23 protein-coding genes are annotated in these 26883 nt (G+C 60.4%); 19 read left to right on the plus strand and 4 right to left on the minus strand.

The features are described 5' to 3' along the window. Window positions 1-7: 7 nt before the first annotated feature. Window positions 8-1030, plus strand: coding sequence for a zinc-binding alcohol dehydrogenase family protein (locus tag ACE3OA_RS00465; protein ID WP_374306646.1), 1023 nt, complete (start codon window positions 8-10; stop codon window positions 1028-1030). 16 nt (window positions 1031-1046) lie between these two features. Beyond that, complete coding sequence (locus ACE3OA_RS00470; protein WP_374309186.1) at window positions 1047-2495, plus strand: mannitol dehydrogenase family protein; 1449 nt, start codon at window positions 1047-1049, stop codon at window positions 2493-2495. 52 nt (window positions 2496-2547) lie between these two features. Here ACE3OA_RS00470 and ACE3OA_RS00475 read toward each other — a convergent pair whose 3' ends face one another. Then, the gene (locus tag ACE3OA_RS00475; protein WP_374306647.1) at window positions 2548-3528 is read right to left on the minus strand and encodes an NAD-dependent epimerase/dehydratase family protein; all 981 of its coding nucleotides are present in this window, start codon (window positions 3526-3528) and stop codon (window positions 2548-2550) included. Window positions 3529-3552: 24 nt separating this feature from the next. Then, window positions 3553-4647 carry a LacI family DNA-binding transcriptional regulator gene (locus ACE3OA_RS00480; RefSeq protein WP_374306649.1) on the minus strand — a complete coding sequence of 365 codons (1095 nt, stop codon included), beginning with the start codon at window positions 4645-4647 and terminating at the stop codon, window positions 3553-3555. Window positions 4648-4888: 241 nt separating this feature from the next. On the opposite strand from ACE3OA_RS00480, the gene ACE3OA_RS00485 reads away from it, so the two are divergent. The 4 genes from ACE3OA_RS00485 to ACE3OA_RS00500 all read left to right on the plus strand — a co-directional run bounded on the left by ACE3OA_RS00485 (window position 4889) and on the right by ACE3OA_RS00500 (window position 8739). Next, entirely contained in the window at window positions 4889-5836 is a 948-nt protein-coding gene (locus tag ACE3OA_RS00485; protein ID WP_374306650.1) for a sugar-binding protein, read from the plus strand. 126 nt (window positions 5837-5962) lie between these two features. After that, window positions 5963-7504, plus strand: a complete 1542-nt coding sequence (locus tag ACE3OA_RS00490; RefSeq protein WP_374306652.1) for a sugar ABC transporter ATP-binding protein — start codon at window positions 5963-5965, stop codon at window positions 7502-7504. Then, a complete protein-coding gene (locus ACE3OA_RS00495) occupies window positions 7501-8466 on the plus strand; it encodes an ABC transporter permease (protein WP_374306653.1) in 966 nt (321 codons plus the stop codon). Before ACE3OA_RS00490 ends, ACE3OA_RS00495 begins: the two co-directional genes overlap by 4 nt. 30 nt (window positions 8467-8496) lie before the next feature. After that, a complete protein-coding gene (locus ACE3OA_RS00500) occupies window positions 8497-8739 on the plus strand; it encodes a hypothetical protein (protein ID WP_374306654.1) in 243 nt (80 codons plus the stop codon). A gap of 28 nt (window positions 8740-8767) precedes the next feature. Here ACE3OA_RS00500 and ACE3OA_RS00505 read toward each other — a convergent pair whose 3' ends face one another. Beyond that, on the minus strand, window positions 8768-9544 hold the full coding sequence (locus ACE3OA_RS00505; protein ID WP_374306655.1) for a helix-turn-helix domain-containing protein: 777 nt from the start codon (window positions 9542-9544) through the stop codon (window positions 8768-8770). A 113-nt stretch (window positions 9545-9657) separates the two neighbouring features. Between ACE3OA_RS00505 and ACE3OA_RS00510 the strand changes: the two genes are divergently transcribed. The 11 genes from ACE3OA_RS00510 (at window position 9658) to ACE3OA_RS00560 (ending at window position 22660) form a co-directional block, all read left to right on the plus strand. Beyond that, window positions 9658-10959 carry a CaiB/BaiF CoA transferase family protein gene (locus ACE3OA_RS00510; protein ID WP_374306656.1) on the plus strand — a complete coding sequence of 434 codons (1302 nt, stop codon included), beginning with the start codon at window positions 9658-9660 and terminating at the stop codon, window positions 10957-10959. Then, entirely contained in the window at window positions 10959-11414 is a 456-nt protein-coding gene (locus ACE3OA_RS00515) for a MaoC family dehydratase (protein WP_374306658.1), read from the plus strand. Before ACE3OA_RS00510 ends, ACE3OA_RS00515 begins: the two co-directional genes overlap by 1 nt. A gap of 1 nt (window position 11415) precedes the next feature. Then, a complete protein-coding gene (locus ACE3OA_RS00520) occupies window positions 11416-12558 on the plus strand; it encodes an acyl-CoA dehydrogenase family protein (RefSeq protein ID WP_374306660.1) in 1143 nt (380 codons plus the stop codon). Continuing rightward, the gene (locus tag ACE3OA_RS00525; protein WP_374306662.1) at window positions 12558-13463 is read left to right on the plus strand and encodes an acyl-CoA dehydrogenase family protein; all 906 of its coding nucleotides are present in this window, start codon (window positions 12558-12560) and stop codon (window positions 13461-13463) included. The genes ACE3OA_RS00520 and ACE3OA_RS00525 overlap by 1 nt, the downstream gene beginning before the upstream one ends. 70 nt (window positions 13464-13533) lie before the next feature. Further along, complete coding sequence (locus ACE3OA_RS00530; RefSeq protein WP_374306664.1) at window positions 13534-14496, plus strand: LysR family transcriptional regulator; 963 nt, start codon at window positions 13534-13536, stop codon at window positions 14494-14496. A gap of 202 nt (window positions 14497-14698) precedes the next feature. Next, window positions 14699-15760, plus strand: a complete 1062-nt coding sequence (locus tag ACE3OA_RS00535) for an alcohol dehydrogenase (protein ID WP_374306666.1) — start codon at window positions 14699-14701, stop codon at window positions 15758-15760. A gap of 30 nt (window positions 15761-15790) precedes the next feature. Next, complete coding sequence (locus tag ACE3OA_RS00540; protein WP_374306668.1) at window positions 15791-16777, plus strand: ABC transporter permease; 987 nt, start codon at window positions 15791-15793, stop codon at window positions 16775-16777. A 52-nt stretch (window positions 16778-16829) separates the two neighbouring features. Next, on the plus strand, window positions 16830-17855 hold the full coding sequence (locus ACE3OA_RS00545) for a sugar ABC transporter substrate-binding protein (protein WP_374306670.1): 1026 nt from the start codon (window positions 16830-16832) through the stop codon (window positions 17853-17855). A gap of 85 nt (window positions 17856-17940) precedes the next feature. Then, window positions 17941-20061 carry an ABC transporter permease gene (locus ACE3OA_RS00550; protein ID WP_374306672.1) on the plus strand — a complete coding sequence of 707 codons (2121 nt, stop codon included), beginning with the start codon at window positions 17941-17943 and terminating at the stop codon, window positions 20059-20061. Further along, window positions 20058-21158: a hypothetical protein gene (locus tag ACE3OA_RS00555; RefSeq protein ID WP_374306674.1), complete on the plus strand. Its 1101-nt coding sequence runs from the start codon at window positions 20058-20060 to the stop codon at window positions 21156-21158. The genes ACE3OA_RS00550 and ACE3OA_RS00555 overlap by 4 nt, the downstream gene beginning before the upstream one ends. Further along, window positions 21155-22660: a sugar ABC transporter ATP-binding protein gene (locus tag ACE3OA_RS00560; RefSeq protein ID WP_374306676.1), complete on the plus strand. Its 1506-nt coding sequence runs from the start codon at window positions 21155-21157 to the stop codon at window positions 22658-22660. The genes ACE3OA_RS00555 and ACE3OA_RS00560 overlap by 4 nt, the downstream gene beginning before the upstream one ends. Window positions 22661-22701: 41 nt before the next feature. On the opposite strand, the gene ACE3OA_RS00565 is transcribed toward ACE3OA_RS00560, so the two are convergent. Next, window positions 22702-24135 carry an aldehyde dehydrogenase family protein gene (locus ACE3OA_RS00565; protein ID WP_374306678.1) on the minus strand — a complete coding sequence of 478 codons (1434 nt, stop codon included), beginning with the start codon at window positions 24133-24135 and terminating at the stop codon, window positions 22702-22704. 270 nt (window positions 24136-24405) lie between these two features. Here ACE3OA_RS00565 and ACE3OA_RS00570 point away from each other — a divergent pair, with 270 nt between their 5' ends. Continuing rightward, the gene (locus tag ACE3OA_RS00570) at window positions 24406-25551 is read left to right on the plus strand and encodes a CaiB/BaiF CoA transferase family protein (RefSeq protein WP_374306680.1); all 1146 of its coding nucleotides are present in this window, start codon (window positions 24406-24408) and stop codon (window positions 25549-25551) included. Next, window positions 25548-26858: an MmgE/PrpD family protein gene (locus tag ACE3OA_RS00575; protein ID WP_374306682.1), complete on the plus strand. Its 1311-nt coding sequence runs from the start codon at window positions 25548-25550 to the stop codon at window positions 26856-26858. Before ACE3OA_RS00570 ends, ACE3OA_RS00575 begins: the two co-directional genes overlap by 4 nt. The last annotated feature ends 25 nt before the right edge of the window (window positions 26859-26883 follow it).

Genomic DNA, 26883 nt, shown 5'->3' on the forward strand with positions numbered 1-26883 from the left:
GAACGCGATGCCGAAAATTGAAGCTCTTGTCTGTACCGGGCCCGGCAGACTGCAATTGGTACAGCAGACACTGCCGCATTGCGCGCCAGGTGAAGCCCTGGTGAGGCCGCGGCGCATCGGCATCTGTGGAACGGACTATCACATCTTTCAAGGCAAGCACCCGTTCCTGCAATATCCTCGGGTCATGGGACATGAGTTGGCGGTGGAAGTACTCGAGACACCGCCCGGCAGCGATCTGCGTGTTGGCGACGTCTGCGTCGTCAATCCATACATTGCCTGCGGAACCTGCATCGCCTGCGACGCGGGTCGGCCGAACTGCTGTGTCAAAATATCGGTTTTGGGAGTGCACAGGGATGGGGGCATGACCGGTATGCTGTCGATACCCCTAGGAAATCTCCTTCCATCCCGAGGCCTGTCTCTGGATGCCTGCGCTTCGACGGAATTTCTGGCAATTGGCGCACATGCGGTGAAGCGAGGTGTTGTGACCAATGCCGACAACGTATTGGTGGTTGGTGCAGGTCCGATCGGGCTCGGCGCCGTCCTGTTTGCGCGTCTCGCCGGCGGCAAAGTGTCCGTATATGACAAGGATGTGGAACGGGCTGCAGCAGCTCAGTCGATCTCAGGTGCAACGGCCATCAAATCCGTGACTGACCCGATATCCGAGATGGCGGACCTTACCGACGGCAATGGCTTCGATGTTGTCTTTGATGCCACCGGCAATCGTCTCTCGATGGAGAGCGGGTTCAACTTTGTCGCCCATGGCGGCCGATATGTGCTGATCAGTGTGGTCAACGATTCCATCACCTTTGCCGATCCGGATTTCCACCGGAAGGAGATGACGCTTCTCGGGAGCCGGAACGCAACGAATCAGGACTTCCTGCAAGTGATAGAGGCAATACGATGCGGTCAGATCGAAATTGATCGACTGGTTACGCACCGCACCAGTTTGACTGAAGCGGCAAGTCGCATTCCCGTCTGGGCGACGCAGAAATTTGGACTGATAAAGGCGCTCATAGAAATTGGCGACTAAAACACATACGCGGCGATTGTCGGCGGCCAGCGTCGACCCTCCCCTTCCTTACGATCGCCACCAAGTCACGCCCGGTATCGTGCATTTGGGTGTGGGCGCCTTTCAGAGGGCGCATCTGGCTGTATACGTTGACGATATTCTGAGACTTGATCCCTCTTGGGGTATAATTGGTGCATCGCTGCGAAGACCCGACACGCGTGCCGCTCTGGTTCCGCAGGATTGCTTGTATACACTCATCGTTCGGGACGATACCGCCACGAATACGCGCGTCATCGGCGCACTGCTCGACGTGCTTGATGCAACAGTTCAACGGGAAGAATTGCTGGCCGCGATGGCCCATCCGCGTACGCGAATCATTACTCTTACGGTGACGGAAAAAGGCTATTGCCACGACCCGGCGACCGGTCGCCTCGACCCGAGGCATCCCGACATCCAGCACGACCTTGCCAACCCGCATGTACCGGTCAGCGTTCCCGGGCTGATCGTCAGAGCGCTGGAAATGCGGCGAGCAGCGGCGGCGCCTCCACTTGCGGTGCTATGCTGCGACAATCTTCCGGCGAATGGAGAAACCACAGCGCGGGTCGTTACGGAATTCGCCACCATGAAGGATGACGATCTGGCCAACTATATCGCGCGCGAGATTGCGTTTCCCTCGACTATGGTCGACAGGATCGTGCCGGCCACGACAGAGGAGGATCGCGCACTGGCGCAACGCGTGGCGGGCCATTTGGACGCGTGGCCAGTCGTGACTGAGCCATTTACGCAATGGGTGATAGAGGATCGTTTTCCAGGTGGACGCCCTCCTTGGGAACGGGCCGGCGCGAAACTGGCGGCAGATGTGAAGCCATACGAGATGATGAAGCTGCGTATGCTCAATGGCAGCCATTCGACTCTCGCCTATCTGGGGTACCTCGCCGGCTATGGTCATATTGCCGAGGCAATTGCAAACACCTCGTTCCATCGCCTCATATACGATTTCATGACGGAAGAGGTTATGGATACCTTACCGCCCGGCCTTGGCGATCTCGTCCTCTACCGCGATCTGCTGCTGAAACGCTTTGCCAATACCGCCCTGAAACATCGTACCTGGCAGATTGCGATGGACGGAAGTCAAAAGCTGCCGCAGCGCCTTCTGGGAACCATCCGGGCTCGCCTTGCTCGTGGCTTGCCTGCAACTCGCGCGACGTTGGGAGTTGCTGCCTGGCTTCGCTATGCTTCTGGAACTGACGAGCACGGCAAAGAGATTGACGTTCGCGACCCGCTGGCCAAACGCCTCAGAGTGGCCTTGTCCTCGACCTCTCCAGCCGTTGCGCTCGACCGTGCTTTAACCATGAACGAGGTTTTTGGTGCAGATCTGCCATGCAACGAGGCCTTTCGTGCCGAACTCCTCAAGCAATTTCAGTTGCTATGGGAGCGCGGCGCGCTGGAGACAGTGCGGCATCTCCTCAAATATGGGCGACAATAGTATCCTTTCCCGACCGGACATCATCGCGCCGCATGACATCACCATTTCCGACCTATCCGGGGTACCAAACCTTGCGCGGATCGTCGGCGGCGCGTTGATAGGTGAAGGCGGCATCGATCATTCTGACGGTGTCATAGGTCGGCCGCCAGCCAAGTTCATATTTCGCCCGCGTGTTGTCGAGCCAGTTGGAGTGATATCCGCTCGGGATGTCGATCGAGGGCAGGCCGCGCGTGGCCTTGAGATGGGCGGCGACGACCCCGTAATCGACCGGCTCGTCCATGGAGATGTTGTAGAGGCGATTCTTGGTTGCCGGGTTGTCGAGCGCCATGAGGATGGCGCGTGTCAGATCCGTGACATGAACGAAATTTCGTTTCAGGGGCCGGCCATGGGCGTCACGCAGCAGCGGTACTGTTCCGTTCGCACGGCATTTGGTGGCGATATCGGGCGGCACCATGGATTTCCAATCGGGACCGCCGAAAACGTCATCGCCGAAGGAAAGCGTATAGCGGAAGTCGTCCTTCTCCATGATCCAGGGTGCACGCAGGCAGCAGGCATTGATGCCGTACTGGATGCCGAATTGGGTCAGCATGACTTCTTCCAACACTTTGGAAAGGGCATAGCAGCCCGGATAGGCCATGTGCGGCTGCGCTTCGGTGACGGGACCGTCATGCTCATAGAAGAAATGGCCGATTCCGGCGTCGCCGCCGATAAGGATGAACTGCTGGGCGCTTGGCGACCGGCGGAATGCGTCGAGCAGCCAGAACAGGCCCTTGACCGCGACGTCCATGACCGTCTCCGGCACTTCCTTGCAGGTGGCGAGATGAACGACATGTGTGACACCGGACATCGCCCGTTCAACCGTGGCAGCATCGGCGATATCGCCGCGCGCTATTTCGATGCGCTCATGTTGCGGCGGGACGCGATTGTGACATAGGGCCCGTATCCGCACATCGCGCCATTGCGGATCCTGCAATATATCGTTGATGAGCGTTGCCCCGACCTTGCCGGTCGCTCCAGTTACCAGAATCAGCATGGCGTGTTCCCCCCTGATTGACGGCTAATGCCGATTACCGCCCGAAACCGGCGAGGCATTGACGGATGCACGGTCGACAAGGGGGCAATCGACTTTGATCTGCGCGGGCCTCATGCGCGGCCGCTGGGCATGGTCGATGAGGTATTCCGTGGCGAGCACACCCATGTCGAAATGGGGCAGCAGAATGGTCGTCAGCGCAGGGCGCAGGAACTGGGCGATCTCGCGGTCGTCATACCCTATGACCGCGACATCTTCCGGAATTCGCTTCCCCATTTCCTTGAGAGCGTCGAAGCAGCCGAGGGCCATAAGATCATTGGCGCAGAAGATTGCCGTGGGCGGCTTTTCCAACTGCATCAAGGCGTAGGTCTGCTCATATCCCGCCGATGGTTCCCAATTTCCGGGCCGCACGAGTTCGGCGTCGAAGGGAATTTCGTGGGCTGCAAGCGCCTGACGATAGCCTTTGAGGCGATCGCCCATCGCGTCCATCCAGGTTTCGCCCGTGATCAAGCCAATGCGTGTGTGGCCGCCCCTAAGCAGACGGTCGGTCGCTGTTCGCCCGCCGAGGATCTCGCGCGGCGTCACCGAAGGAAGGGACCTGTCAGCGACATGGCAATTGAGAAGAATGGTAGGCTGATACGTGAAGATGGATGCAGGACGAATCCGCCGTGTCTGAATCGTGGCATAGATGAGGCCGAACAGCGCCAAATCGCGTAATTGCGCATGTGCGATCAACTCCAAATCGCGGTCACCCTGGGTTACCGCGATGCTGACCGCGACACCGTATTCGGTGGCTTTTTGGCGAATGCCATCAAGGGCGATGGCACACCAGGGGTCAGTCGACAATTCATCGACCATGACGCCGATGACCTTTGCGCTGTTCGCGGCAGGACGAACTGCTTCGCGCCGATTGAGGCGGCGATAGCCAAGTTCTCTTGCCGCCTCCAGTACAAGCTGACGCGTCTGATTCGTTAGCCGCGCGCCGAGCGCGTCGTTAAGGACCAGGGAAACGGTTGTCTGCGAAACGCCGGCCAACGCGGCGATGTCGGTCATAGTCACGCTGCGGCGCTTGGTGCGCTGCCGCGCGGGCAGGACCCGGCGCGACTCCTTTTTTACGTTCATACAACCCAGCCTATCAACATCTGGCATCACTCTACGATAAGGGCACAAGTTATGTCATTCATGTTTATGCGCATATTAGCACATGCAATATATTGTAAATTAACATTTATTAAATATGATAAATTAATGTTGACGACACGTTGAGGCCAATGGAACACTCGCGAGCAGTAGCGCAGGTAAGAACGCTCGCCTTGGTTCAATGCGAATATGGTCAACTAAAATTAGCAATGGGAGGATCGTTGTGAAAACCTTTGTCTCCATCGTTGTCTCCAGCGTGATCATGCTGACATCCGTTCACGCCATGGCCGAGGAAAAGAAGCAACTCGCCTTCGTGGTGAATGCCGCTTCGGATTTCTGGAAGCTCGCTGAAGCGGGTGTCAAAAAGGCTCAGGCCGAGCTGCCGAACTACGAATTGCAGTTCAAATACCCCGCACAAGGCACTGCGGCGCTACAGAATGCGCTGATGGATGATCTGGTCGCGGCCGGTACAGATGCGATCATGATCTCGTCGGTGGATCCCAAGACATCGATTGACGCCTTCAACAGGATTGCGGCGCAGGTACCGCTTTTCACCACCGATAGCGACGCGCCGGACAGCAATCGCATCGCTTATCTCGGTTCCTCCAATACAGCGGCCGGTGTGCAGGCCGGAGAAGTTGCGGTGAAGGCACTGCCTGGAGGCGGAAAATGCATGGGCTTCGTTGGCTTCCTCGGTGCCGACAATGCCAAGGAGCGCATCGCCGGCTTCAAACAAGCGGTCGAGGGCAAGGGTATCGAACTCGTCGATGTTCGCGGGGACGATGTCGATTTCGCGCGCGCCCGCAGCAATGTTGACGACGTGCTGGCTGCGAATCCGGAGATTACCTGCATGGTCGGGTTCTATTCGTATAACCCACCCAAGATCTACGAGGCGCTGCAGGCTGCCGGAAAGCTTGGTCAGATCACCGTGATTGCCTTCGACGAGGATCCCATCACCCTTGGCGCGGTCCGGGACGGCAGCTTCGCCGGCACGGTTGTGCAGCAGCCATTCGAATGGGGCTATCAGGGCATGAAACTGATGGCCGCCTATCTTGAAGGCGACAAGTCCCAGATTCCGGCGGATAAGCTGATCATTGTCCCGACCAAGGTGATCGACAAAGGAAATGTCGACGAGTTCGAGGCCAACCTGAAAGCCACTCTCGGCAAATAGGTCGGTCGATCACATTGGCGAGTGCCATGCTGGCGCGGGGCTCCCTTCCGCGCCAGCATCTTCTTGCCCCCACCGTTCAGCTCCGTCACACTGAAATCACGCAATTGCCGGGGAGGCGAAGGCGAGATGGCCGATGCGTTTCTGCAACTGACGCAGATTTCCAAATCCTACCCAGGCATCCGAGCACTCGAGGATGTTTCATTCGCCGTGGCGCCGGGCGAGGTGATTGGCCTGGTGGGTGAGAACGGCGCCGGCAAATCGACGTTGATGAAGATCCTGGGCGGCGTCGTCGCGCCGAGCAGCGGCGTGATCCATGTCGATGGTCAAGAGCGGCCGGCGCTGACGGTAAGGGAGGCGACTGCGGCCGGCATTGCTTTCGTCCATCAGGAACTCAATCTCTTTGAGAATCTGGATGTTGCATCCAACGTCTTCATCGGCCGCGAGCCCTGCATGGCGGGGCCGATGAAGCTGGTCGACCGGCGGGCCCTCCATGAAAGGGCCAAACCATATCTCGATCAACTGAAGGTCGATTTCAAATCCACCTCCCTGGTATCCGATCTATCGATCGGGCAAAGACAATTGCTGGAGATCGCGAAAGCGCTGTCCCTCGATGCGCGACTGATCATCATGGATGAGCCGACCTCGAGCCTCACGCTCGCCGAAACGGAACGCCTGCTGGCGATCATGGACGACCTCAAGGGCAAGGGCGTTGCCATCATCTTCATCACTCACCGCCTGAACGAGCTTACCGCCTGCGCCGACCGAGTCATGGTCCTGCGCGACGGCCGCATAGTGGGCCACCTGCCGAAAGAAAGAGTTAGCCATGGCGAAATGATCCGACTGATGATCGGTCGCGACCTGAAATCGCTCTACCTGCCACCGGCGGAAGCGCCCGGGGATGCAGTTCTCGAGTTGCGAGACCTGCGAACGGAGACCTATCCGGACCAACCGGTCTCTCTTTCGATCCGACGCGGTGAAATTATGGGGCTGGCGGGGCTGATCGGGGCTGGCCGTACCGAACTTGCGCGTGCGATCTTCGGAATCGATCGTATCCGAGGTGGCAGCATCCTGCTGGATGGCCAGGAAGTTGTCATATCGGCGCCGCGCATGGCGATCGAGCGTGGGATCTTTCTGGTTCCCGAGGACCGCAAGAAGTCAGGTCTGCTGCTCGACCTTTCGATCGCCGAAAACATCGCTCTGCCCACTTTGCAGGCCTATACCAGGATGGGGCTCGTCCGCGGAGAGCCTTTGCGCCTGGAAGCGGAGCAGCAGAAGCAAAAACTGCATATTCGGGCACCCAGCACGCGTATTTCCGCGGCCGAACTTTCCGGCGGCAACCAGCAGAAGGTCGTGCTGGCAAAATGGCTTGGCCTGCATCCCCGCCTCCTGATCTGCGACGAACCGACCCGTGGCATCGATGTCGGTGCCAAGACGGATCTCTATCGGATGCTACGCGATCTCGCTGATGCCGGTGTCGCAATCCTGATGATCTCCAGCGATATGGAGGAAGTGATCGGCGTCAGCGACCGCATCGCCGTGATGCATGAAGGGCGCATCAGCGGTTATCTCGACCGACCGTCATTCAGCGAGGCAAATGTCCTTCGGTTGGCCGTGGGTGCTGCCCTGGTGACAAACGAAATGGAAAGTCCGGAAGGTGACGCCGCATGATCAAGAAGGATATTGGCCTGTTCGTTCTCATTCTGGTCGTCGGTGCGGTTGTTGCCACCATCAATCCGCTCTTTCTGTCGCCGATCAACCTCGGCAATACCGCCAATCTGGTGGGACTGTTCGGAATTTTCGCCATCGGCCAGGCCTTCGTGATCATCACCGGCGGAATTGAACTCTCCGTGGGATCGATCATCGCTTTGCTGGGCGTTCTCTTTGTCGATCTGATCGTGAATTTTGGCGTTTCCTGGCCGGTCGCCTTGTTGCTCATGATTGCCCTGGGCATGCTGATGGGGCTGGTGCACGGCATATTGATCACCCGCCTGCACTTGCAGCCATTCATCGTGACGTTGTGCGGCCTGCTGATCTATCGCGGGGTCGCGCGTTTCTATACGGCGGACGCCACGGCCGGCTTTGCCTTCGGTGAGAGCTTCCCGGCGCTCGAATGGCTGACGACGGGCCGGTTGCTCGGCGTGCCGCATTCCTTTATCGCCATGCTCATCGTTGCCGTGATCATGTGGGTGGTGCTGCATCGTTCGGTCTTCGGCAGGCATCTTTACGCCGTGGGTAAGAATGAGGAAGCAGCGCGCTATTCCGGAATCAATACCAAGAGCGTCATTGTCGCGGCCTACGTCATTTGCGGGTTGCTCACCGCTGTCTCGGCAATTTTCTTTGCCATGTACACCCGCTCGATCTCGCCGTCTTCGCACGGAAATTTCTACGAACTCTATGCAATCGCCGCCGCCGTTCTTGGTGGATTTTCACTCAGAGGCGGCGAAGGGTCGATCGTGGGCGTGGTCCTCGGCGTCATCCTGCTTCAGATACTGCAGAACCTCGTCAATCTGCTGGGCATACCGAGTTCGTTGAACTTTGCGGTTACAGGCTCCGTGATCCTGGCCGGTGTGCTGGCGGACACGCAGTTTGCGGCGTTTCGCAAGCGCCGGTTCTCAAAGCGGGAGGTCTAGAATCACATCGGCAGGCGGTATAGTCGCTGAATGACCCTTAGCCGAGCTGGTGCCAAGAACCGGCAATGGATCGCTTCGACGCGCACCATCCGTTTTCGTTGGGAAGGATATCGGCTCACCGGGCCGAGACTTCTGCCGATCGCCTCCGCCGAAATCCTGGCAGCGCTTGCTTGCTACGCGCCCAGCGTTCGCTTCAGCCTCGCCCGAGCGATCGAGTGTTTGCCGATCTTGCGCCGCGCCTCCGCACAATTGGCGGATACCTTGCTGGCATAGGCGGAGGCGTCATGATGAATCGGGCTGCTCAGCACCCAGTCGCGGCCGCAATAGCATCGGCGGCTGCCCGCAAGGGTGCCAGATAGCGCTTCACCGCTTCCTTTTCCGAGACTGCTTCAAGGAAGAAGGAGATGTTGAGCGCGGCGACCGGATCATTGCCAACGAGCACGGGCACGGCAATCGCCGACACCATGCCGTCATAGGCGCTGCGGCAATAGTCGGGATGCATGCTGCCATATCCGCGCCTGGCTATCTTCAGAAAGTAGGAATCGGCCGATTTCGGGTCGCGGGCCAGCTCGTTCCAGGGTTCCGGCTGTTCGCTTAGCCGGGCAAGAACCTCGGCGCGCTTGGTGGGGTCGGTGAAAGCGAGATAGGCGGTGCCGAGTGAGGTCCCGAGCAACGGCGCGCGGAAACCGCTATGCCGATTGAAGGACAAGCGGCCATTGCCGCGGCTGGTCTCCACCACCACCATGCCGTCATTGTCGAAAATGGCGAGATCCGATGGCCACACCACTTGCCGCTGCAGCGCCGCGAGAATGGGAGTTGCTGCCAGGGCAAGGGATTTGCGCTGGTCGTAGCCGCGGCTGAGTTCAAGAGTCCGGCTGGTCGGCAGATAGAACGCGCGGCTGTCGCCCTTCGCGATCATGCCGGCGTGTTCAAGTGTTTCCAGCATGCGGACGACTGTCGCCGAGCTGAGGCCGGAGGCCTTGTGAATGCGGGCGAAAGTCGGCTGCTCCAGCCGATTGACGATCCCGAGTATGTCGAAAGCCCTGAGAACCGCCGTCACCGGCTTGAACGATGTCATTTTCCGCATTTCCTTCCGCGGGCGCCAGACTTCACCGGCGACTGTCCGAGATTGACAGCCCGAGGTGGCTGGTGTTACCTCGCCTCTCAAATAATGAACTATAACTTCACTAGATGAAGCATGACAAGCGCCACACTGTGCTTGGCCGTTTGGGGGGCGAATTGGGAGCGACGGAAGCACCGCTGGCGGGCATTACGGTCCTCGACCTCAGCCGGGTCTTGGCCGGTCCTTGGGCCACGCAGATGCTGGGCGATCTTGGCGCTACCGTCATCAAGGTGGAGCGGCCGGACGGCGGCGACGATACGCGCCTCTGGGGGCCGCCCTTCCTGCAGGATGGGCGCGACGACAGCGACGCTGCCTATTATCTCTGCGCCAACCGCAACAAATCGACTATTGCCGTCGACTTTTCGACCCCGGAAGGTGCCGCCCTGATTGCAGGCTTGGCCAAGCGAGCTGATATTCTGGTCGAGAATTTCAAATGCGGCACCCTCGCGAAGTATGGCCTGCACTATGCGGCCATGCAGGCGGTCAACCCGCGCCTGATCTATTGTTCCATTACCGGCTTCGGCCAGACCGGTCCCTATGCGGGGCGCGGTGGCTATGACTTCCTGATCCAGGCGATGAGCGGCCTGATGAGCGTTACCGGGCGCGCAGACGGGGAAGCTGGTGACGGCCCGTTGAAGGTCGGCATTCCGGTCTCGGACCTCTTCACCGGCATATATGCGGCAAATGCGATATTGGCGGCACTGCATCACCGCCACAGCACAGGCTTGGGTCAATTGATCGACTGCGCTCTCCTCGATTCGCAGCTTGCGGTCATGGCCAATCAAGGGGCCAATTTTCTGCTGGGTGGGCAGGTGCCGATAAGACGCGGCAATGCGCATCCAAATGTCGTACCCTATCGGGACTTTCCGACCGTCGATGGCACGATTGTCATCGCTGTCGGAAATGACGCGCAATTCCGCGCCCTTTGTCGATTGCTCGATCTCCCCGACATCGCCGCCGATCCGTGCTTTTCCACCAATGCGAAGCGCTTGCTGCATCGTGACCAGCTTGAGACCCGTCTGCGGCAGGCAACCGCTTCCCGCTCGAGTGCGGATCTGCTGGCCGCCATGGAGGCGCATGGTGTCCCAGGCGGTCCGATAAACACGCTTGAAGAGGTGGCGCGCGATCCGCAGGTAAAGGCGCGCGGCCTCATCAAGGAGATGACACGGGATGACGGCACAAAGATACGTGCCTTCGGCTATCCGGCGCAGTTCTCACGATCGCAACCTGTCTATGACAAGGCGCCGCCGCGTTTCGCCCAAGACACAGCCGATATCCTCGCGCGTCAGCTTGGGCTCAGCAAGGACGAGATCGACGCCCTTTGCGCCAAGGGCGTGATCGCGACGGAACATTGCGCGAGGAACGGGTGATGAGCACCAAGCTGCTGATGCCAGGTCATTACTGGCAGGATCTCGCCGTCGGCGACCGGTTCCAAACGCTCAAGCGGACCGTCACCGAAGCGGATCTGGTCAATTTCATTTCGGCGACCGGAATGCTTGAGGCAATTTTCATCGACGCGCATTACGAAGGCGGGGCCATCGCCGGCCGGCCGGTGCCGGGCGCACTGACCTGCGCTCTGATCGAAGGGATGCAATTCCAGACTCTCTTGCAGGGGACCGGTCTCGCGATGCTCGAGATGAGCGTGAGGGCGATCGGTCCGATCTGCGTCGGCGATACAATCGATGGGGTCATCGAAATCACAGGCATCCGGCCGACCTCCAAAGCCGGACGGGCGGTGGTCAAATCCAAGGTCGAAATCTTCAATCAGCATCGCGCCTTGGCCATGGTCTACGAAGTCGCGCGCCTGCTGAAGGGGCGCGAATAGCATGGTCCCATCCCCGCAGATTCCGCCGGAGGACGAGGCGCTGCGCGCCGAACTGCGCGCGTTTCTGGTCGATTATCTTTCGGAAATTCCGCTGCCACGGCGTGCCCGCTCCTGGATGGGCTTCGATGCCGACTTTACCCGGGCGCTGGGCGCCCGCGGCTATATCGGGATCACGCTGCCAAAATCCTATGGCGGCGGCGGTCGCTCCGCCTTCGCCCGTTTTGTTGTCGTCGAAGAGTTGCTGGTCGCCGGCGCCCCTGTGATTGCCCATTGGATCGCCGATCGTCAGACGGCACCTTGCCTCTTGCGCTTCGGCACCGAAGAACAGCGGCAGCGGTTCATTCCCGCGATCTGCCGGGGTGAGCTTTTCTCCTGTATTGGCATGAGCGAGCCGGATACCGGGTCGGACCTCGCTAGCGTGCGGGCAAGGGCCGAGCGGGTGGATAACGGTTGGCGGCTCAGCGGCCGGAAGATATGGACCACCAATGCGCACCGATCGCATGTCATGCTGGCCCTCGTCCGTACCTCCGGTACGCGCGAGGATCGACACAAGGGTCTGTCGCAGTTCCTGATCGACCTCAATCTTCCCGGCATCACCATCCGGCCCATTCGCGACCTGGCCGGGGATGATCATTTCAGCGAAGTGCTGTTCGACGACGTTCTTCTGCCGGAGAATGCGTTGGTCGGAAGGGAGGGTGCCGGGTGGGTGCAGGTCAATGCCGAACTGGCTTTCGAGCGAAGCGGCCCGGAGCGTTTCCTTTCCTCCATGATTCTGGTGGATCACTGGCTGGCCCATCTGAGGTCGAGCGGCCAGGCGGATGCTCACACCGAGCAGGTCGTGGGCCAGATCGCCTGCCGGCTGGCAGCATTGCGGGCCCTGTCCTTGGCCGTCACGGCAAAACTCGACCGGGGCGAAGTCCCTCCCGGCGAAGCGGCGATCGTCAAGGACCTCGGCACCAGCTTTGAGCAATGGCTGACCGAGGCAATCGGCGATGCGATCGGTTCGGCACCGGAAGATCCCGTGCCGGATACGCTTCTGCAGACCCTTGCCTATACGCAGAGTATGTCGCCGTCCTTTTCCCTCCGCGGTGGCACGCGTGAGATTTTGCGCGGCATGATCGCGCGCGACGCGGGGTTGCGCTGATGCATGACCTTGTGACAGCCACTGCCCATCGCTTGTTCTCGGCCTATACGCCCACACTGGTACGCGCTCTGGAGGCTGGCGTTCCAGATCCAGTCTGGGCAGAGATCGAAGCATCTGGCTTTCTTGATCTGCTGGCCGGCGAGAATGGCGATGGCGAGACGGCCTTCGCCGCGCTCCTGCCGCTCTTGTTCGCTGCCGGTTATCATGGCGTGCCCGCGCCCATTGGCGATACGGTCCTGCTGCGCGGGGCGCTGGCGGGCAAGGCACCGGCCGGTTCAATCGCCATCGAGCGCCCGTTGCAGGCATGTGGATATCGGCCGGACTGGTTCCTCGCAGGAGATGATGTCGGAATGTTTCTGATATCAGCCGACCGACAGGCGTCGGGCGGGCGACTCTCTCCTGGTATCGACTGTCTTGCCCTCGGGGCCATGGCAAGCGCGCTGACGATGGCCGGAGCGATGGAGCGGATCCGCGACATGACCCTGCAATATGCCAAGGATCGGCAGCAATTCGGTCGGCCGATTGCCACCTTTCAGGCCATTCAGCAGATGATCAGCCAAATGGTCGAGCAGGTGGCGCTCGCGGTGGCGGCCGCTGGAATTGCCTGCAATGCGCAGAAAAGCGTGAGGGATATAGACCGAACCCGCGTTGGTATCGCCAAGACCGTCATCGGCAGCGCTGCTGCCCGTGTTGCCGAAATTGCCCATGCGGTCCATGGCGCGATCGGCATGGCGGAGGAATGCGATCTCCATATCTATACGCGTATCCTGCAACGGGAGCGATTGGCGTTCGGCGGCGAACTCTATTGGGCGCGTGCGGTCGGGCGTGTCGTTCTCGCAACGGATCGGCCATACCTGCTTGATTTTGCCCGCAGCCTTGAGGCGCAGCATGATGCCGGGGTTTGAATTGGGCAAAGAAGCATGTATGCAGGTGCTACCAGGATTTGACCGGCGGCGCTGTGGCGAGGAGACCTGAATGGATTTGCGCCAATTGCGCTATTTCGTTGCGATCGTGGAGCATGGTTCCTTTTCCAAGGCGGCCAATCAACTGCGTGTCGCGCAACCGGCGCTCAGCCAGCATTTGCGGCATATGGAAGAAGAACTTGGCGTGACCTTGCTGCATCGGGGCACGCGCGGTGTGCTGCCGACCGAAGCCGGGGAGCGGCTGCTGCAGCGCGCCAAGGCGATCCTCACCGAATTCGGTGAATTGCGCGATACGGTGCGCGGCGAAAAAAGCGCTCCCGTCGGTGAAGTCTGTTTCGGCATACCGGGCACAGTCAGCGAATTGCTCAGCGTACCGCTGATCGAAGCGGCCCAGGCGCGCTATCCGACCGTGCGAATCCGCATCGCCGAGGCGATGAGCGGATATATCCTGGACTGGCTGCGGCGCGGTGAGGTCGATCTCGCCATGATCTACAGCACGTCGAATCCAGGCGGTCTGGCCATTCATCATGCCTTGACCGAGGAACTGTGTCTTTTTGGCGCGGCCGAGCTTGAGGCCTGTCAGGTCGCCACCGGCAATCCGGTGACATTGGCAGAAGCGGCAAACCTCGATCTCATCCTTCCCGGTCCGGCGCACGGCCTGCGCGATCTCATCGAAGAGGCGGCTCTTTCCATCAATGCGCCGATCTGGCCGGCGATCGAGATCGATTCCTACGGGCAGATCAAGCAATTGGTACAACGGGGGCGCGGCTACGGCATCCTGCCGCGCACGGCCATCGCCCGCGAAGTGAAGGCGGGCACGTTCAACAGCTGGCCGCTGACGGCGCCGCCGCTGACGCGCAAGGTCTTCCTTGCCTATTCGACGGAGCGGCCCTTGCCGGCCGCTGTCCGCGCCATCGGACAATTGGCCTGGGAAACATTGCGCCAATTGGTGCAGGACGGCGCCTGGGCCGCCAATCTCGCTGACGAGAGCAATCGCCCGTCACTCTATCTGTGACTTAGATGTGCGGATAGTTGCGCCGGCGCAACCATCAGTATCCCGCCATATCTGTGCCTGGCCCGCCCGCATATAGAGCCATAATTTTGGCTTATGTGACTTAGAACAAATCTGTTCATTTTCCTATTTCGACCCGGTGCTATCGTGCCGGCAACAAAAAGTCAGTCCAAAAGGACGACGATGTCAGGGGAGTTCGAGAAAAATGCAGGGTTGGGCTGTCGTCGAGATTGGTGCGCCGCTCAAAGAGGTCAGCGCGCCCACGCCTGAACCGCAAGGCAGTGAAATCCTGGTCGAGGTCACGCATTGCGGCGTCTGCCATTCGGATCTCTACTTTCAGGACGGCTATTACAATCTAGGTGGCGGCAAGCGCCTGTCGCTGGAAGATCGCGGCGTGAAACTGCCGCTGGTTCTGGGGCATGAGACCGTGGGCCGTGTCGCCAAGTTGGGGCCGGATGCCAAGGGTGTCGCGGTCGGCGACCAGCGTATCGTCTATCCGTGGATCGGTTGCGGTGCCTGCAAGCGCTGCAGCAGCGGCAATGGCCATATCTGCCTGACGCCCCGCACCATCGGCGTCTTCCGTGCCGGCGGTTACGGGACCCATGTGATGGTGCCGAGCAGCGAATTCCTGGTTGAACTCGGCGGTGTGGATCCGGCCGTGGCCGCGACCTATGCCTGTTCCGGCGTGACCGCCTATTCCGCCATTGCCAAGGTCATGCCACTGGAGGCGGACGAGCCGATCGTCCTCATCGGCGGCGGCGGGCTCGGCATTGCTGCCATCAAGATCCTGAAGGCCTTGAAGCATAAGGCCATCATCGTGGTTGATCAGGACAAAGCCAAGCAGCAGATCGCCTTGCAGGCCGGAGCCAGCGCTGCCGTCGGCGGCAAGGACACGGATATCACGGCCGATGTCATCAAGGCGGCGGGTGGCCCGGTCATGGGCGTCATTGATTTTGTCAACAGCACGGATACCGCGCGGGTCGGCGTCGACGTCCTCAACAAGGGCGGAACGCTGGTCCTGGTCGGTCTCTATGGCGGCGATATCACCTTGTCCCTGCCGATGCTGCCGTTGAAGGCGCAGTCGATCCGAGGAAGTTACGTCGGCAGCCTGCAGGAGTTGCGTGAACTGGTCGAACTGGCCAAGACCGGCGGATTGGAACCGCTGCCGGTCGAGCGGGTCGATCGGGCGCTTGCCAATGATGCCATCGATCGCGTCCGTCGGGGAGATGTCAAAGGGCGCCTCGTGCTCGCTTCGGCGCCGTTCTGAGCCCGTGACGGCCAAGTGAAAGCGATCGGCATGAACCTCCGCGCCAGCCTCCGGAAATTCAACCAGGAACGGATCGTCTTCAGTCTGGCGATCATCCTTTTCGTGATCTTTTCCCTCAGCCTCGACCGGTTTCTGACGCCCGAGAACATCGTCTCTCTGCTGCGCAGTGTCGCTGTGCTGGGCGTGCTCGGACTAGCCATGGTCATCGTCGTGCTGGGACGCGGCATCGACCTTTCTTTGGTGGCAAACATGGCGATCTCGGTCGCCTGGACGTTCCAATTGATCAATACCGGCATGGCCCTCGGTCCAGCCATGGCTATCGGTCTTGCCTTTGCTGTCGGCATGGGGTTGGCGAGCGGGATTCTGGTGGCGTATGCCGAAATTCCAGCCCTCTTCGCCACCCTGGCGATGGCGACTTTCATCTATGGCTTCGGCCGCGCCCATCTCATTACCGGCACCGACGTCGTCTACATGCCGCGCGATATCGGTTGGATCGCCGCTGTCGGGCAAGGCGGGCTGTTCAGCATCCCCATGCCGATCATCGTCGCTGCGGCGACTGCGCTCATTGCGTTCGGCTTCTTGCGCTATACCAAGCGCGGTCGGTTCATCTATGCGATGGGCGACAATTTCGCGGCGGCCCGGATCGGCGGCATCGCCGTCCGACCCATGCTCGTCTTCCAATATGTGCTGGCCGGCGGCATTGCCTATCTCGCCGGCATTATCACCGCGACCTCGGTCGAGGCGATGAACACGCGCATCGTCAATTCCAACATGATCTATGACGTCATCCTGGTCGTGGTGCTGGGCGGCGTCGGCCTCAGCGGTGGCAAGGGCGGCGTGCGCAACGTCATCGTCGGCACGCTGCTCATCGGCACGCTGCTCAACGGCATGACGATCATGGACATTCAATACACCGTTCAAAACGTCATCAAGAGTCTCATCCTGCTGCTCGCCATCATAACTGACAGTGTCGTCAATCCGCGTGACGAGCAGACGGGACAACAAGGGGATATCTAGCCCCAAATCTCGATCGCGGCATAAGCCGGCGATCAACAACTGGGAGGTTGCAATGGGTAGTTCCAAGTTCGCGCGCTTTGTCACCACGGCCTTGTTCGCGTCATTTCTCGGCTCCGCCGCCGCCATGGCGGATGACATGAATGATCCCTTTCGCCAGCCGGCGCTGGATGCGCTGAAGGGCAAGACGATCGCCTACCTGCCGATTTCTGCCGGTTTCGATCTTGCGCAGGCCTGGGGCGGCGTCACCAAGCTCGGCGCAGACCGGCATGGCATGAACTTCTCCGTGCAGGATCCCAATTGGAACACGGATGCAATGGCGCAGGCCTTCACCTCGCTGATTGCCGATCATCCTGACGTTATTGTCACCCAGAATCCCGATCTGCAGTCGCTGGCGCGCCTCCTCAAGCAGGCCAATGCCGAAGGCATCTATGTCATCCAGGTGAACATGCAGGGTGCGGTGCAGACCGATGCCTTTGTCGGTCCCGATTTCATCGCCATGGGTGAGCAGGAAGCGAACCTGATGATCAAGGCCTGCGGCAAGGATAGCGGCAAATCAGGCAAGATTTCCATCGTGCAGGGCGTCCTCACCGGCGGTGTCAGCTATTACCAGGTGCAGGGCATCATGAATGTGCTCAAGGATCATCCGGAAATCGAAGTGGTTTCCAGCCAGGCGGCCGATTGGGACGCCAGCAAGGCACGCGCCATCACCGAAACCGTACTGCAGCAGCATCCGGATCTCTGCGGCGTCATCGACGTCTGGGACGGGCAGGGCATCGGCACGGGTGCCGCGATCAAGCAGGCCGGCAAGCAGGGCCAGGTCTATTTCCTGACTTCGGGCGGCGGTGCGCAGAGCATGTGCGACGGCCTGGCGGATGGCACCTATTCCGCGGCGATCAACTACAACGCTGAAGGCATGGGCCGCGACATCTTCACGGCGATCAGCACCCTGCTGCAGGCCAAGCAGGAACCGGGCGCTTTCAAGGCCCAGATCTATTCGCCGACGCGTCTGATGACCAAGGATGACGTGAAGCCCGGCACCTGCTGGGATCCCGAACAGTATGCCAAGCTCCTGCGCTAACTGTCCTGCGGGCGGCCGTCCCTGACGGCCGCCCCACTTTTCTATCTCGCATTGCTACCGTCAGAAGAACAAGGGAAAGTCCGCTTTGGCCGCTTCCAGCAGTCTGGTGAAATGGCGCTATCGCCTGGTCCCGGACCATATCATCGGTGAAATTCTGTCGAAGAAATGGATCGATAACGCGATTCCATTTATGGTTCTTTTGCTGGTGATCGCCGTCTTCGGCAGCCTCATTCCCAATTTCTTCACGGCCGGCAATCTCGCCATCAATGCACGCCAGCTCGGCGAATTCGCCCTGGTCTGCCTCGCGATGATGACGGTTCTGATTGGCGGTGGCATCGACCTCAGCGTCGGTTCCAATTTCGCGCTGGGAAATTTCGTGGCCCTGGCCCTGCTCAATCTGGCCGGCTGGCCGATCGGCTTCGTCATTCCCGTTGTCATCCTCATCTGTGGCACGGTCGGCTTGGTCAACGGCATTCTGGTCGGCTATCTGCGTCTGCGTGCCTTCCTCACGACATTGGTAACGCTCATCATCGTTCGCGCCATCGTCGACATGTTGCTGCTGCGCTATGCTCAGGACATGTCCGTGGCCTTCGTTCAGTCCGATACCTGGGACTATATGGGCATGGGCAGCATTCTGGGCTTCCCATTCAGCTTCGTCGTCCTGGTCGTCCTTGCTCTCATCGGCCATATCCTGCTCACGCGCAGCCGGCCCGGCTGGCGCGCCATGGCCATCGGCGGGTCTCGGCGCTCAGCGCATAATATCGGCATCTCGGTGCGTCGCACCGTCTGCGCCACCTACGTGATTTCCGGCATGCTGTGCGGCCTCGGCGGGCTCCTCTACGCGGCACGTCTGGGCGGTGCCGGCACGGATACCGGCATGGGCCTTGAAATTGCGGCGCTCACGGCCGTGGTTCTGGGTGGCAACAGCCTGGGCGGCGGTCGCGGATCGATCGCCAAGGCGATGATCGGCGCCGTCACGGTGCTGTTGATGACCAATGGTGTCATCCGGCTCGGCCTCAACAGCGGGTCAGGCCCGATGGTCCTGGGGCTGACACTGATCTTCGCCGTTTTCGTCGATGTCAGGTGGTTGAAGAATCGGGACAAGATTCTGTCCAAGGTCTATGTCTCGCCGGCCTATATCGAATTGCCCAAGCCGGCCTCCACCGTGCCTGGATCCGGATCGCCCTTTGCGGTCAATGATCGGCTGCGCCAGGTTGAAATCATTGGCCTGGGGCAGGTCGAGGCACCCGAGGACGTGATCCTCGATGCCGATGACAATCTCTATTGCGGCACCCGGCATGGCGACATCGTCCGCTTCTTTGCGCCGACCTACGAGAAGCATGAGATCTATGCGCATATCGGCGGCCAGCCGCTCGGCATGTCGATCGATCGCGATCAGAACCTGCTTGTTTGTGTGGGTGGAATGGGTCTTTACAAGGTGGCGCGTGACCGGACGGTCAGTAAGGTCACCGACGAGACGAACCGCTCGCTCCTTTCCATCATCGACGACTCGCGACTGCGCCTCGCCGACGATCTCGACATCGCGCCTGACGGCCGCATCTTTTTCAGCGAAGCGACCATCCGCTATGAAATGCATAGCTGGCCGGTCGATGCGCTGGAAAGCCGTGGCAATGGCCGCATCATTTGCTACGACCCGCGCCACGGCCAGACGAAGACAGTCCTGCGCGGACTGATCTTCCCCAACGGTATTTGTCTGTCCTATGACAAGCAATCGATCCTGTTTGCAGAAAGCTGGGCCTGCCGGGTCAGCCGCTACTGGTTCGATGGGCCGAAGGCGGGCAAGGTCGAAGTGGTGCTCGACAATCTGCCGGGCTATCCGGACAACATCAACCGTGGCTCCGACGGTACCTATTGGTTGGCCCTGCTCGGCATGCGCTCTCCGGCCTTGGACGTCGCCCTGCGCATGCCGGATTTTCGTCGGCGCATGGCGCGTCGGATTGCGCCAGATGAATGGCTTTATCCCAACCTCAATACCGGCTGCGTCGTCCGCTTCAATGACAAGGGCGAGGTGTTGGAATCGCTTTGGGATATCGGCGGTGCCAATCATCCGATGATCACCTCGATGCGCGAGCATCGCGGCTGGCTTTATCTCGGTGGTATCGCCAACAATCGGATCGGCCGCTACCGCCTGCCTGATGCCGATCCCAATTGGACCGGCCCGCAGACTTATTGGGGGCAGGCATGATCGGCCAAGCTCTCAACGCCTGTTTAGACCGCTTCCTCGGACGCGGCGATGCCTCGGTGACTGTGCCGCCCATGGACGGCGCGCTGAAGCCGAACAATCTGCTCGACGAAGCACAGTCCGTCGTCATGTTGACCGAGCCCGACAATCTGCTGGTCCACGATGGCGCACTTATCTGTTCCAGCGGGGCCGAATTGCTCCGGATCGACCCGGTGACCCGCCAGTCCGAGGTCCTGCAACGCTTCGATGGGCTGGTCACGGCCATGGCGACGAGCGGTCAAGAACTGCTGGCCGTCGCCACCGGCAGCGGCAAAATCAGGTGTATAGGGGGTGCGGCGGAGCGCGTGCTTGGCAAAGCCGGAGAACAGCCGCTGGCCTGTGTTACGGCGATGGCATTCCTTGATCCTGATACCTTGCTGGTCTGTATCGGCTCTGACGAGAATCCGATCGCCGCATGGCAGCGCGACTTGCTCATAGGCGGGCGCTCTGGGTCGCTCTGGCGCTTCGATATCGCGACTGGCGTCGCCAAAAAGATCGCCGGCAATCTGGCCTATCCAAACGGCATCTTCGTCGAACCCGGCGCACGCCATGCTGTGGTCAGCGAAAGCTGGGGGAAACGATTGCTGCGGATTGATCTCAACAATGGCCGCTCCGAGGCGGTGCTTGATGACCTTCCGGGCTATCCGTCCCGTATCTGTCCCTCCAGTCGGGGCGGAGCCTGGCTCACTGTCTTTGCGCCGCGCAGCCAATTGATCGAATTCGTGTTGCGGGAACGAAAATACCGCAATGCCATGATGGCTGAGGTGCCGGCGGAACTGTGGATCGCCCCGGCCTTGCGCAGCGGCATCTCTTTCCAGGAACCGATGCAGGGTGGCGCGCTCAAGCAGATGGGTATTCTCAAACCCTGGGCACCGACACGCTCCTATGGCCTGGTCGTCGAACTCGACCACCAGTTTGAAGCGCTTCGTAGCCTGCACAGCCGTGCCGCCGGCCGACGCCACGGTATCACCAGCGCGGTGGAAATGGGCGGCGCCCTGTGGTTGTCGAGCAAAGGCGGCGACGAAGTGCTGAAATGTGATGTTGCGGCGGTGCAGCCATGAATATGCAGCCCTTGCTTGAGATGAAGGCTGTTTCCAAGGAATACCATGGTGTTCCGGCCCTGCGGGAGGTGAGCTTTTCGCTGATGCCAGGCGAGGTGCATGCGCTCCTCGGTGAAAACGGTGCGGGAAAATCGACTCTTACCAAGATGATCGCCGGTGTTACTGAGATCACCAAGGGCGAGATGATGTTCGGCGGTCGCGCTGTTTCCTTCGCCAACCCGGCGGAAGCACTTCGCCATGGCATTGCCATGGTCTTCCAGGAAACCAGCCTTATTCCCTCACTTACTGTTGCGCAGAATATCTATCTGGGGAATGAAAAGTTTCTCAACCGGTTGCGCGGCATCTACATCGCGGCCCAGCAGTTCCTGCAATCCTTGAATTTCGCCGTCGACCCGACCATGAACGTCTCGGCGCTGGGTGCGGCGCAGAAGCAGATGGTCGAAATCGCCCGTGCCGTTCATCACAAGGCCAAGGTCATCATCTTCGATGAGCCGACGGCCACGCTGACGCCGGAAGAGAAACATCATTTTTTCGCGCTGGTCGATCGGCTGAAGAAGAGCGGCGTCTCGATCATTTTCATCTCCCACGCGCTGGAAGAGGCGTTGGCGATCTCAGATCGCATCACCATTCTGCGCGACGGGCAGCATATCATCACCGATGATGCCAAGAAATTCGACCGTGACATGATCATTCGCGCCATGGTCGGGCGCACATTGTCCGACGAACTCTATGGTGGCGGTGCCGGCAAGCGGCAGGCGCGGCCCTATGGTCGCAAGGTACTGAGTATCCAGAACCTGTCGATGGGGCGCATGGTGCGCAACACCTCCTTCTCCATCTATAGCGGGCAGATCACCGGCATTTTCGGTCTCATCGGTTCAGGCCGCACGGAAACAGCCAAGATCATCGCCGGCGTCGTCAAACGCGACCTGTTCCACGGCGGTGAGGTGCGACTGGATGGAAAGGCCGTGCGCTTCCGTGTCCCGCGCCCGGCGGTCAAGAGCGGTATCGTCTATGTGACCGAAGATCGCAAGATCGAGGGTTTCTTCGAAACCATGTCGATTGCTGAGAACATCTATACTAGCCTGCTGTCCGCCGACCTCAACAAAAGCATGATCGTCAGCCGCTCGGAAATGCTCAATCTTGCCAAGGATTGGACGGCAACCTTGAAAGTGCGGGCGATCGACAGTTCTGCCCGGGTCATCGAGCTCTCCGGCGGCAATCAGCAGAAAGTGGTGATTGCACGCTCGCTGGTGCAAAAGCCGCGCGTCGTCATCTTTGATGAACCGACCCGCGGCGTCGACGTGGGCGCCATTGCCGAACTCCACCAGATCATCAAGGATCTGGCGGAATCGGGCATCGCTGTCGTCGTAATTTCGTCTTACCTACCGGAAATCCTCAACCTCGCGGACCGCATCCTCGTGTCGCGCCAAGGTCGCATCGTGGAGGAATTCGCCGTTGAGGAAGCGACCGAAGAAAACATCATGTATGCCGCGGTGCACTGATGAAAGGGGAGCGGCACATCCGGCCGCTCCCGTGCCGTGGCTCAGCCGTGGCGATTGACGATCGTCTTGGTGGCGGCGAATTCATGCAGTGCCAGGAAACCCTTCTCGCGGCCATGTCCGCTCTTGCCGATGCCGCCGAAAGGAAGTTCGACGCCACCACCGGCGCCATAACCGTTGATATAGACTTGGCCGGCGCGGACTTTCCTGGCCATGCGCTGCTGGCGACCCCCATCGCGGGTCCAGACGCCGGCGAGGAGGCCGTAGTCGGTGCCATTGGCAAGAGCCACGGCATCAGCCTCATCCTTGAACGGCAGGGCGGCGAGGACCGGACCGAATACCTCATCGCAGGCCAGCCGATTGGCCCTCGGCACCGGGCCGAACAAGGTCGGTTTGATGTAGAAACCACCCTTGGGTGCGTCAGCGGCGATGCTGCCCTCGGCAATCACGGCGATGCCGTCCTGGCGGGCGAGATCGATGAAGCGCTGGACGCGCTGCTGTTGTTTGGCATTGATGACGGGTCCGCAATCGAGATCCATTTCCGGCGTGCCGGCGCGCAATTGCGTGAACCTCTCGGCGAGTGCGCTTATGAATCGGTCGTAGATGCTCTCTTGCACCAGCACCCGGCTGCCGGCCGAACAGGTCTGGCCGGTGTTCTGCACAATGGCCTTGCAGACAACCGGGATCGCGGCGTCGAAATCGGCGTCATCGAAGACGATCTGGGGCGACTTGCCGCCCAGCTCCAAGGTGCAGGGCACGTAATTGTTGGCGGCCGCCTGCTGCACCAGCCGGCCGATTTCGGGCGAACCGGTGAAGGAAAGAAAGCCGATGCCGGGATGGCCGGCAAGCGCCGCGCCAGCTTCGCTGCCGCGCCCGGTCACGATGTTAATGGCGCCATCCGGGAATCCGATTTCGGTCGCCAGTTCCGCAATTCGCAGCGCCGAAAGGCATCCGTCTTCAGCCGGTTTCAGCACGACCGCGTTGCCCATGGCGAGCGACGGCGCCAGCGAGCGACCGAACATCTGCGCCGGATAGTTCCAAGGCAGGATATGGCCGGTAACGCCAAAGGGCTCGTGAACCACTGTCACGGTATAGCCGGCCATGAACGGAATGACCTCGCCATGCACCTTGTCGGCGGCGGTGCCGTAGAATTCGAAATAGCGCGCCGTCGTCTCGATATCGACGCGCGCCGTCGTCATCGGCTTGCCGGTATCCGCCGCCTCAGTGCGGGCGAGTTCGTCGAGATGATCAAGAATGCGCTCGCCCAGGCGCGTGAGAAGGCGGCCGCGTTCGGTCGCCGTCAGGCGGCCCCAGGCGCCGTCGAATGCGCCGCGCGCGGCAGCAACGGCGCGGTCGATATCGGCTTCCTTGCCGCAGCTGATGGTTTCGATGACCTCCCCGGTCGCAGGCGCCAGGACGGGCATGCTCTCGCCATCGGCGCTGGCAAGGCTGGTGCCGTTGATGAAGTGTTGTTTCATGGATGTTTCCTCGATGATCGAAGCAATTGCTGCAGCGCTTCTACGCTGCCGGACCTGTCTCGATGCTTGTTGGTCTTAAGAGACGGGCGACAGAATGGACCGCATCGGCGCGTGGCGACAATGAACAAATTGCTATGCCCGCTAGAGCAGAGCGCTATGGCGCCGGGGTTATCGAGTTAACGTTTCCATATATGTTTTATCGCGAAATCCTATTTGACTTCATGGGCGGATCAGCGAGTTTCAGGAGCGAAAATGGTACCCGGATCTAGTATGACTCACGCTCTGAAAGACGTACTTGTCGTTGCGCTGGAACAGGCGGTTGCAGCCCCGATTGCGACCTCGCGCCTGGCGGATGCCGGTGCGCGGGTGATCAAGCTGGAACGTCCAGAAGGCGATTTCGCGCGCGGCTATGATGATTACGCGCTGGGTCAGTCATCGTATTTCGTGTGGATGAACCGCGGCAAGGAATCATGTCGCGTCGACCTTACCAGGCCAGAGGACCTCGCCTTGGTCGAGGCGATGATCGCCAAGGCAGATGTCTTCATCCAGAATTTGGCGCCCGGCGCTACCGACCGGCTTGGCCTTGGCAGCCAGGATCTGCGCACGCGCTTTCCGCGTCTCATCGTCTGCGACGTCAGCGGCTATGCGCCAGGGACGCCGAGCTATTTCAGGAAAGCCTATGATCTGCTGGTGCAGGCTGAAGTTGGTCTCGCTTATGTTACGGGCACCGATCTTTCTGGCCCCAGCCGCGTGGGCATTTCGATCTGTGATATTACGACCGGGCAAGCTGCCTATGCCGCGATATTGGAGGCGCTGATCAAGCGCGGCCATACCGGCCAGGGATCGCATCTGCAGGTGTCGCTGTTCGATACGATTGCAGACTATATGAATGTGCCCTATCTCACCAGGCGCTATGGCGGGCGCGAACCGTCACGCCTTGGCCTGGCGCATCCGTCGATCGCACCTTATGGCAGCTTTCATCTTCAGAACGGCAATATCCTGCTGTCGATCCAGAGCGAGCGGGAATGGAAGACGTTTTGCCTTGAGGTGCTGGGGGACGAAGCGCTCTACCGGGACGACCGATTTGACAGCAACGTCAAGCGCGTGCGCAATCGGACGGACCTTGATAGCCGTATCCAGGAAATCCTGTCGTCGCAATCGGCTGAGCATGTGACGGAGAAACTGGCGGAAGCGAAGATCGCCTTCGGCATGGTGTCGACCATGAGCGATCTTCTGAAGCATGAAAGTGCCACTTTCCTGCCGATTGCAACGCCGGCCGGCGAGATCGAGGTGCTGGCGCCACCGGTGATCGTCGATGGCGGCAGGCCTGAATTGGGCCGTGTACCGGAACTTGGCGAGCATGATTTGCCCTTGCGGCGCGAGTTCACTCCGGCTGCTGCGGTGAACGCATCATGAGCGACGCAATGACACTGACGGAAGGTCTTGTCGACCTGATCAGGAGCAAGCCGATCAAGGCTGGCGATCTCGATCAGGCGGCCTTGTTCGTCCTCGATACACTGGCCTGCGCCATCGGTGCCCGCAAAGCGGTGCCGGCAAAAATGCTTGCCAAGGTTTCCCCGCTCAAGCTCGATGACGTCGACAAGATGTCATTCTATCTGGGCGGCGTGTCGCATATCCTGGAGATGGACGACCTCCACCGGGCGTCGGTGACGCATCCGGGCAGCGTCGTCATCCCGGCAGCCTGGGCCTATGCGCATCTCTGGGACATGAACGGGCAAGCATTCCTGCGCGCAGTTCTTGCCGGCTATGAGGCCTGTTGCCGAATCGGCATGGCGGTCGGGAAAGAGCATTACCGAGTCTGGCACAATACCGCGACCTGTGGCCCTTTCGGGTCGGCGATGGCCGTGGCACAACTGGCCGAACTCAACCGTGAACAGGCCGTCTGGGCGCTCGGCAATGCCGGCACCCAATCTGCCGGTCTGTGGGAATTCCTCGCCGCCGGTGCCATGAGCAAGCATCTCCATACGGCACGCGGTGCCCAGGCCGGATTGATGGCGGCGCGCCTGGCGAAAGAAGGATTTACCGGACCGGCCCGCATTCTTGAAGGCGAGAAGGGGTTCTTCAAGGGGCTGTGTCCCGATCCGGATCCGGATGCGGTGCTGCGCGACCCGGCGGCAGATTGGCAATTGGTGCAGACTTCGATCAAGCCCTGGCCCTGCTGCCGGCATACGCACCCCACGATCGATGCTGCCATTGCTCTCCACCACGAACTCGGCGGGCGGGAATTGGCCCGGATCGAGGTTGGCACCTATCAGGCGGCCATTGATGTCTGCGATCGCCCGGAGCCGACCGAGCCTTACGGCGCCCGCTTTTCCCTGCAGCATTGCGTGGCGGTTGCCTTGGCGACCGGCAAGGTCGATCCGTCATCTTTCGAACCAGCAGGGCGTGACTCGGTCAAGGATCTGCGCAGCCGGGTGACGTTGCATGCCGATGCGCAAGTCGATGCCGCCTATCCGGATTCCTGGGGCACAATTGTCAGCGTCGAAACGGCCGATGGCCAGCGTCTCCGGACGGCGCGCCGCGAATGCAAGGGAGATCCGGGCAATCCAGTCACGCCAGCCGATCTCAAGGAGAAGGCGCTGGGCCTGATGGAGACGGCTGGCATTTCCCTTGTGCGGGCCGAGACCTTCATCGAAGCAGTTTTTGGCCTGGTTGACGACCGCCCTGTCCGGCAGCTGCGGCTGGAAGAACTGATCGTCTAGCTCGCCGCTGTCTCGCCACCGGCCG

This window comes from Dongia sp. (genome assembly GCF_041906375.1).
GTDB lineage: Bacteria > Pseudomonadota > Alphaproteobacteria > Dongiales > Dongiaceae > Dongia.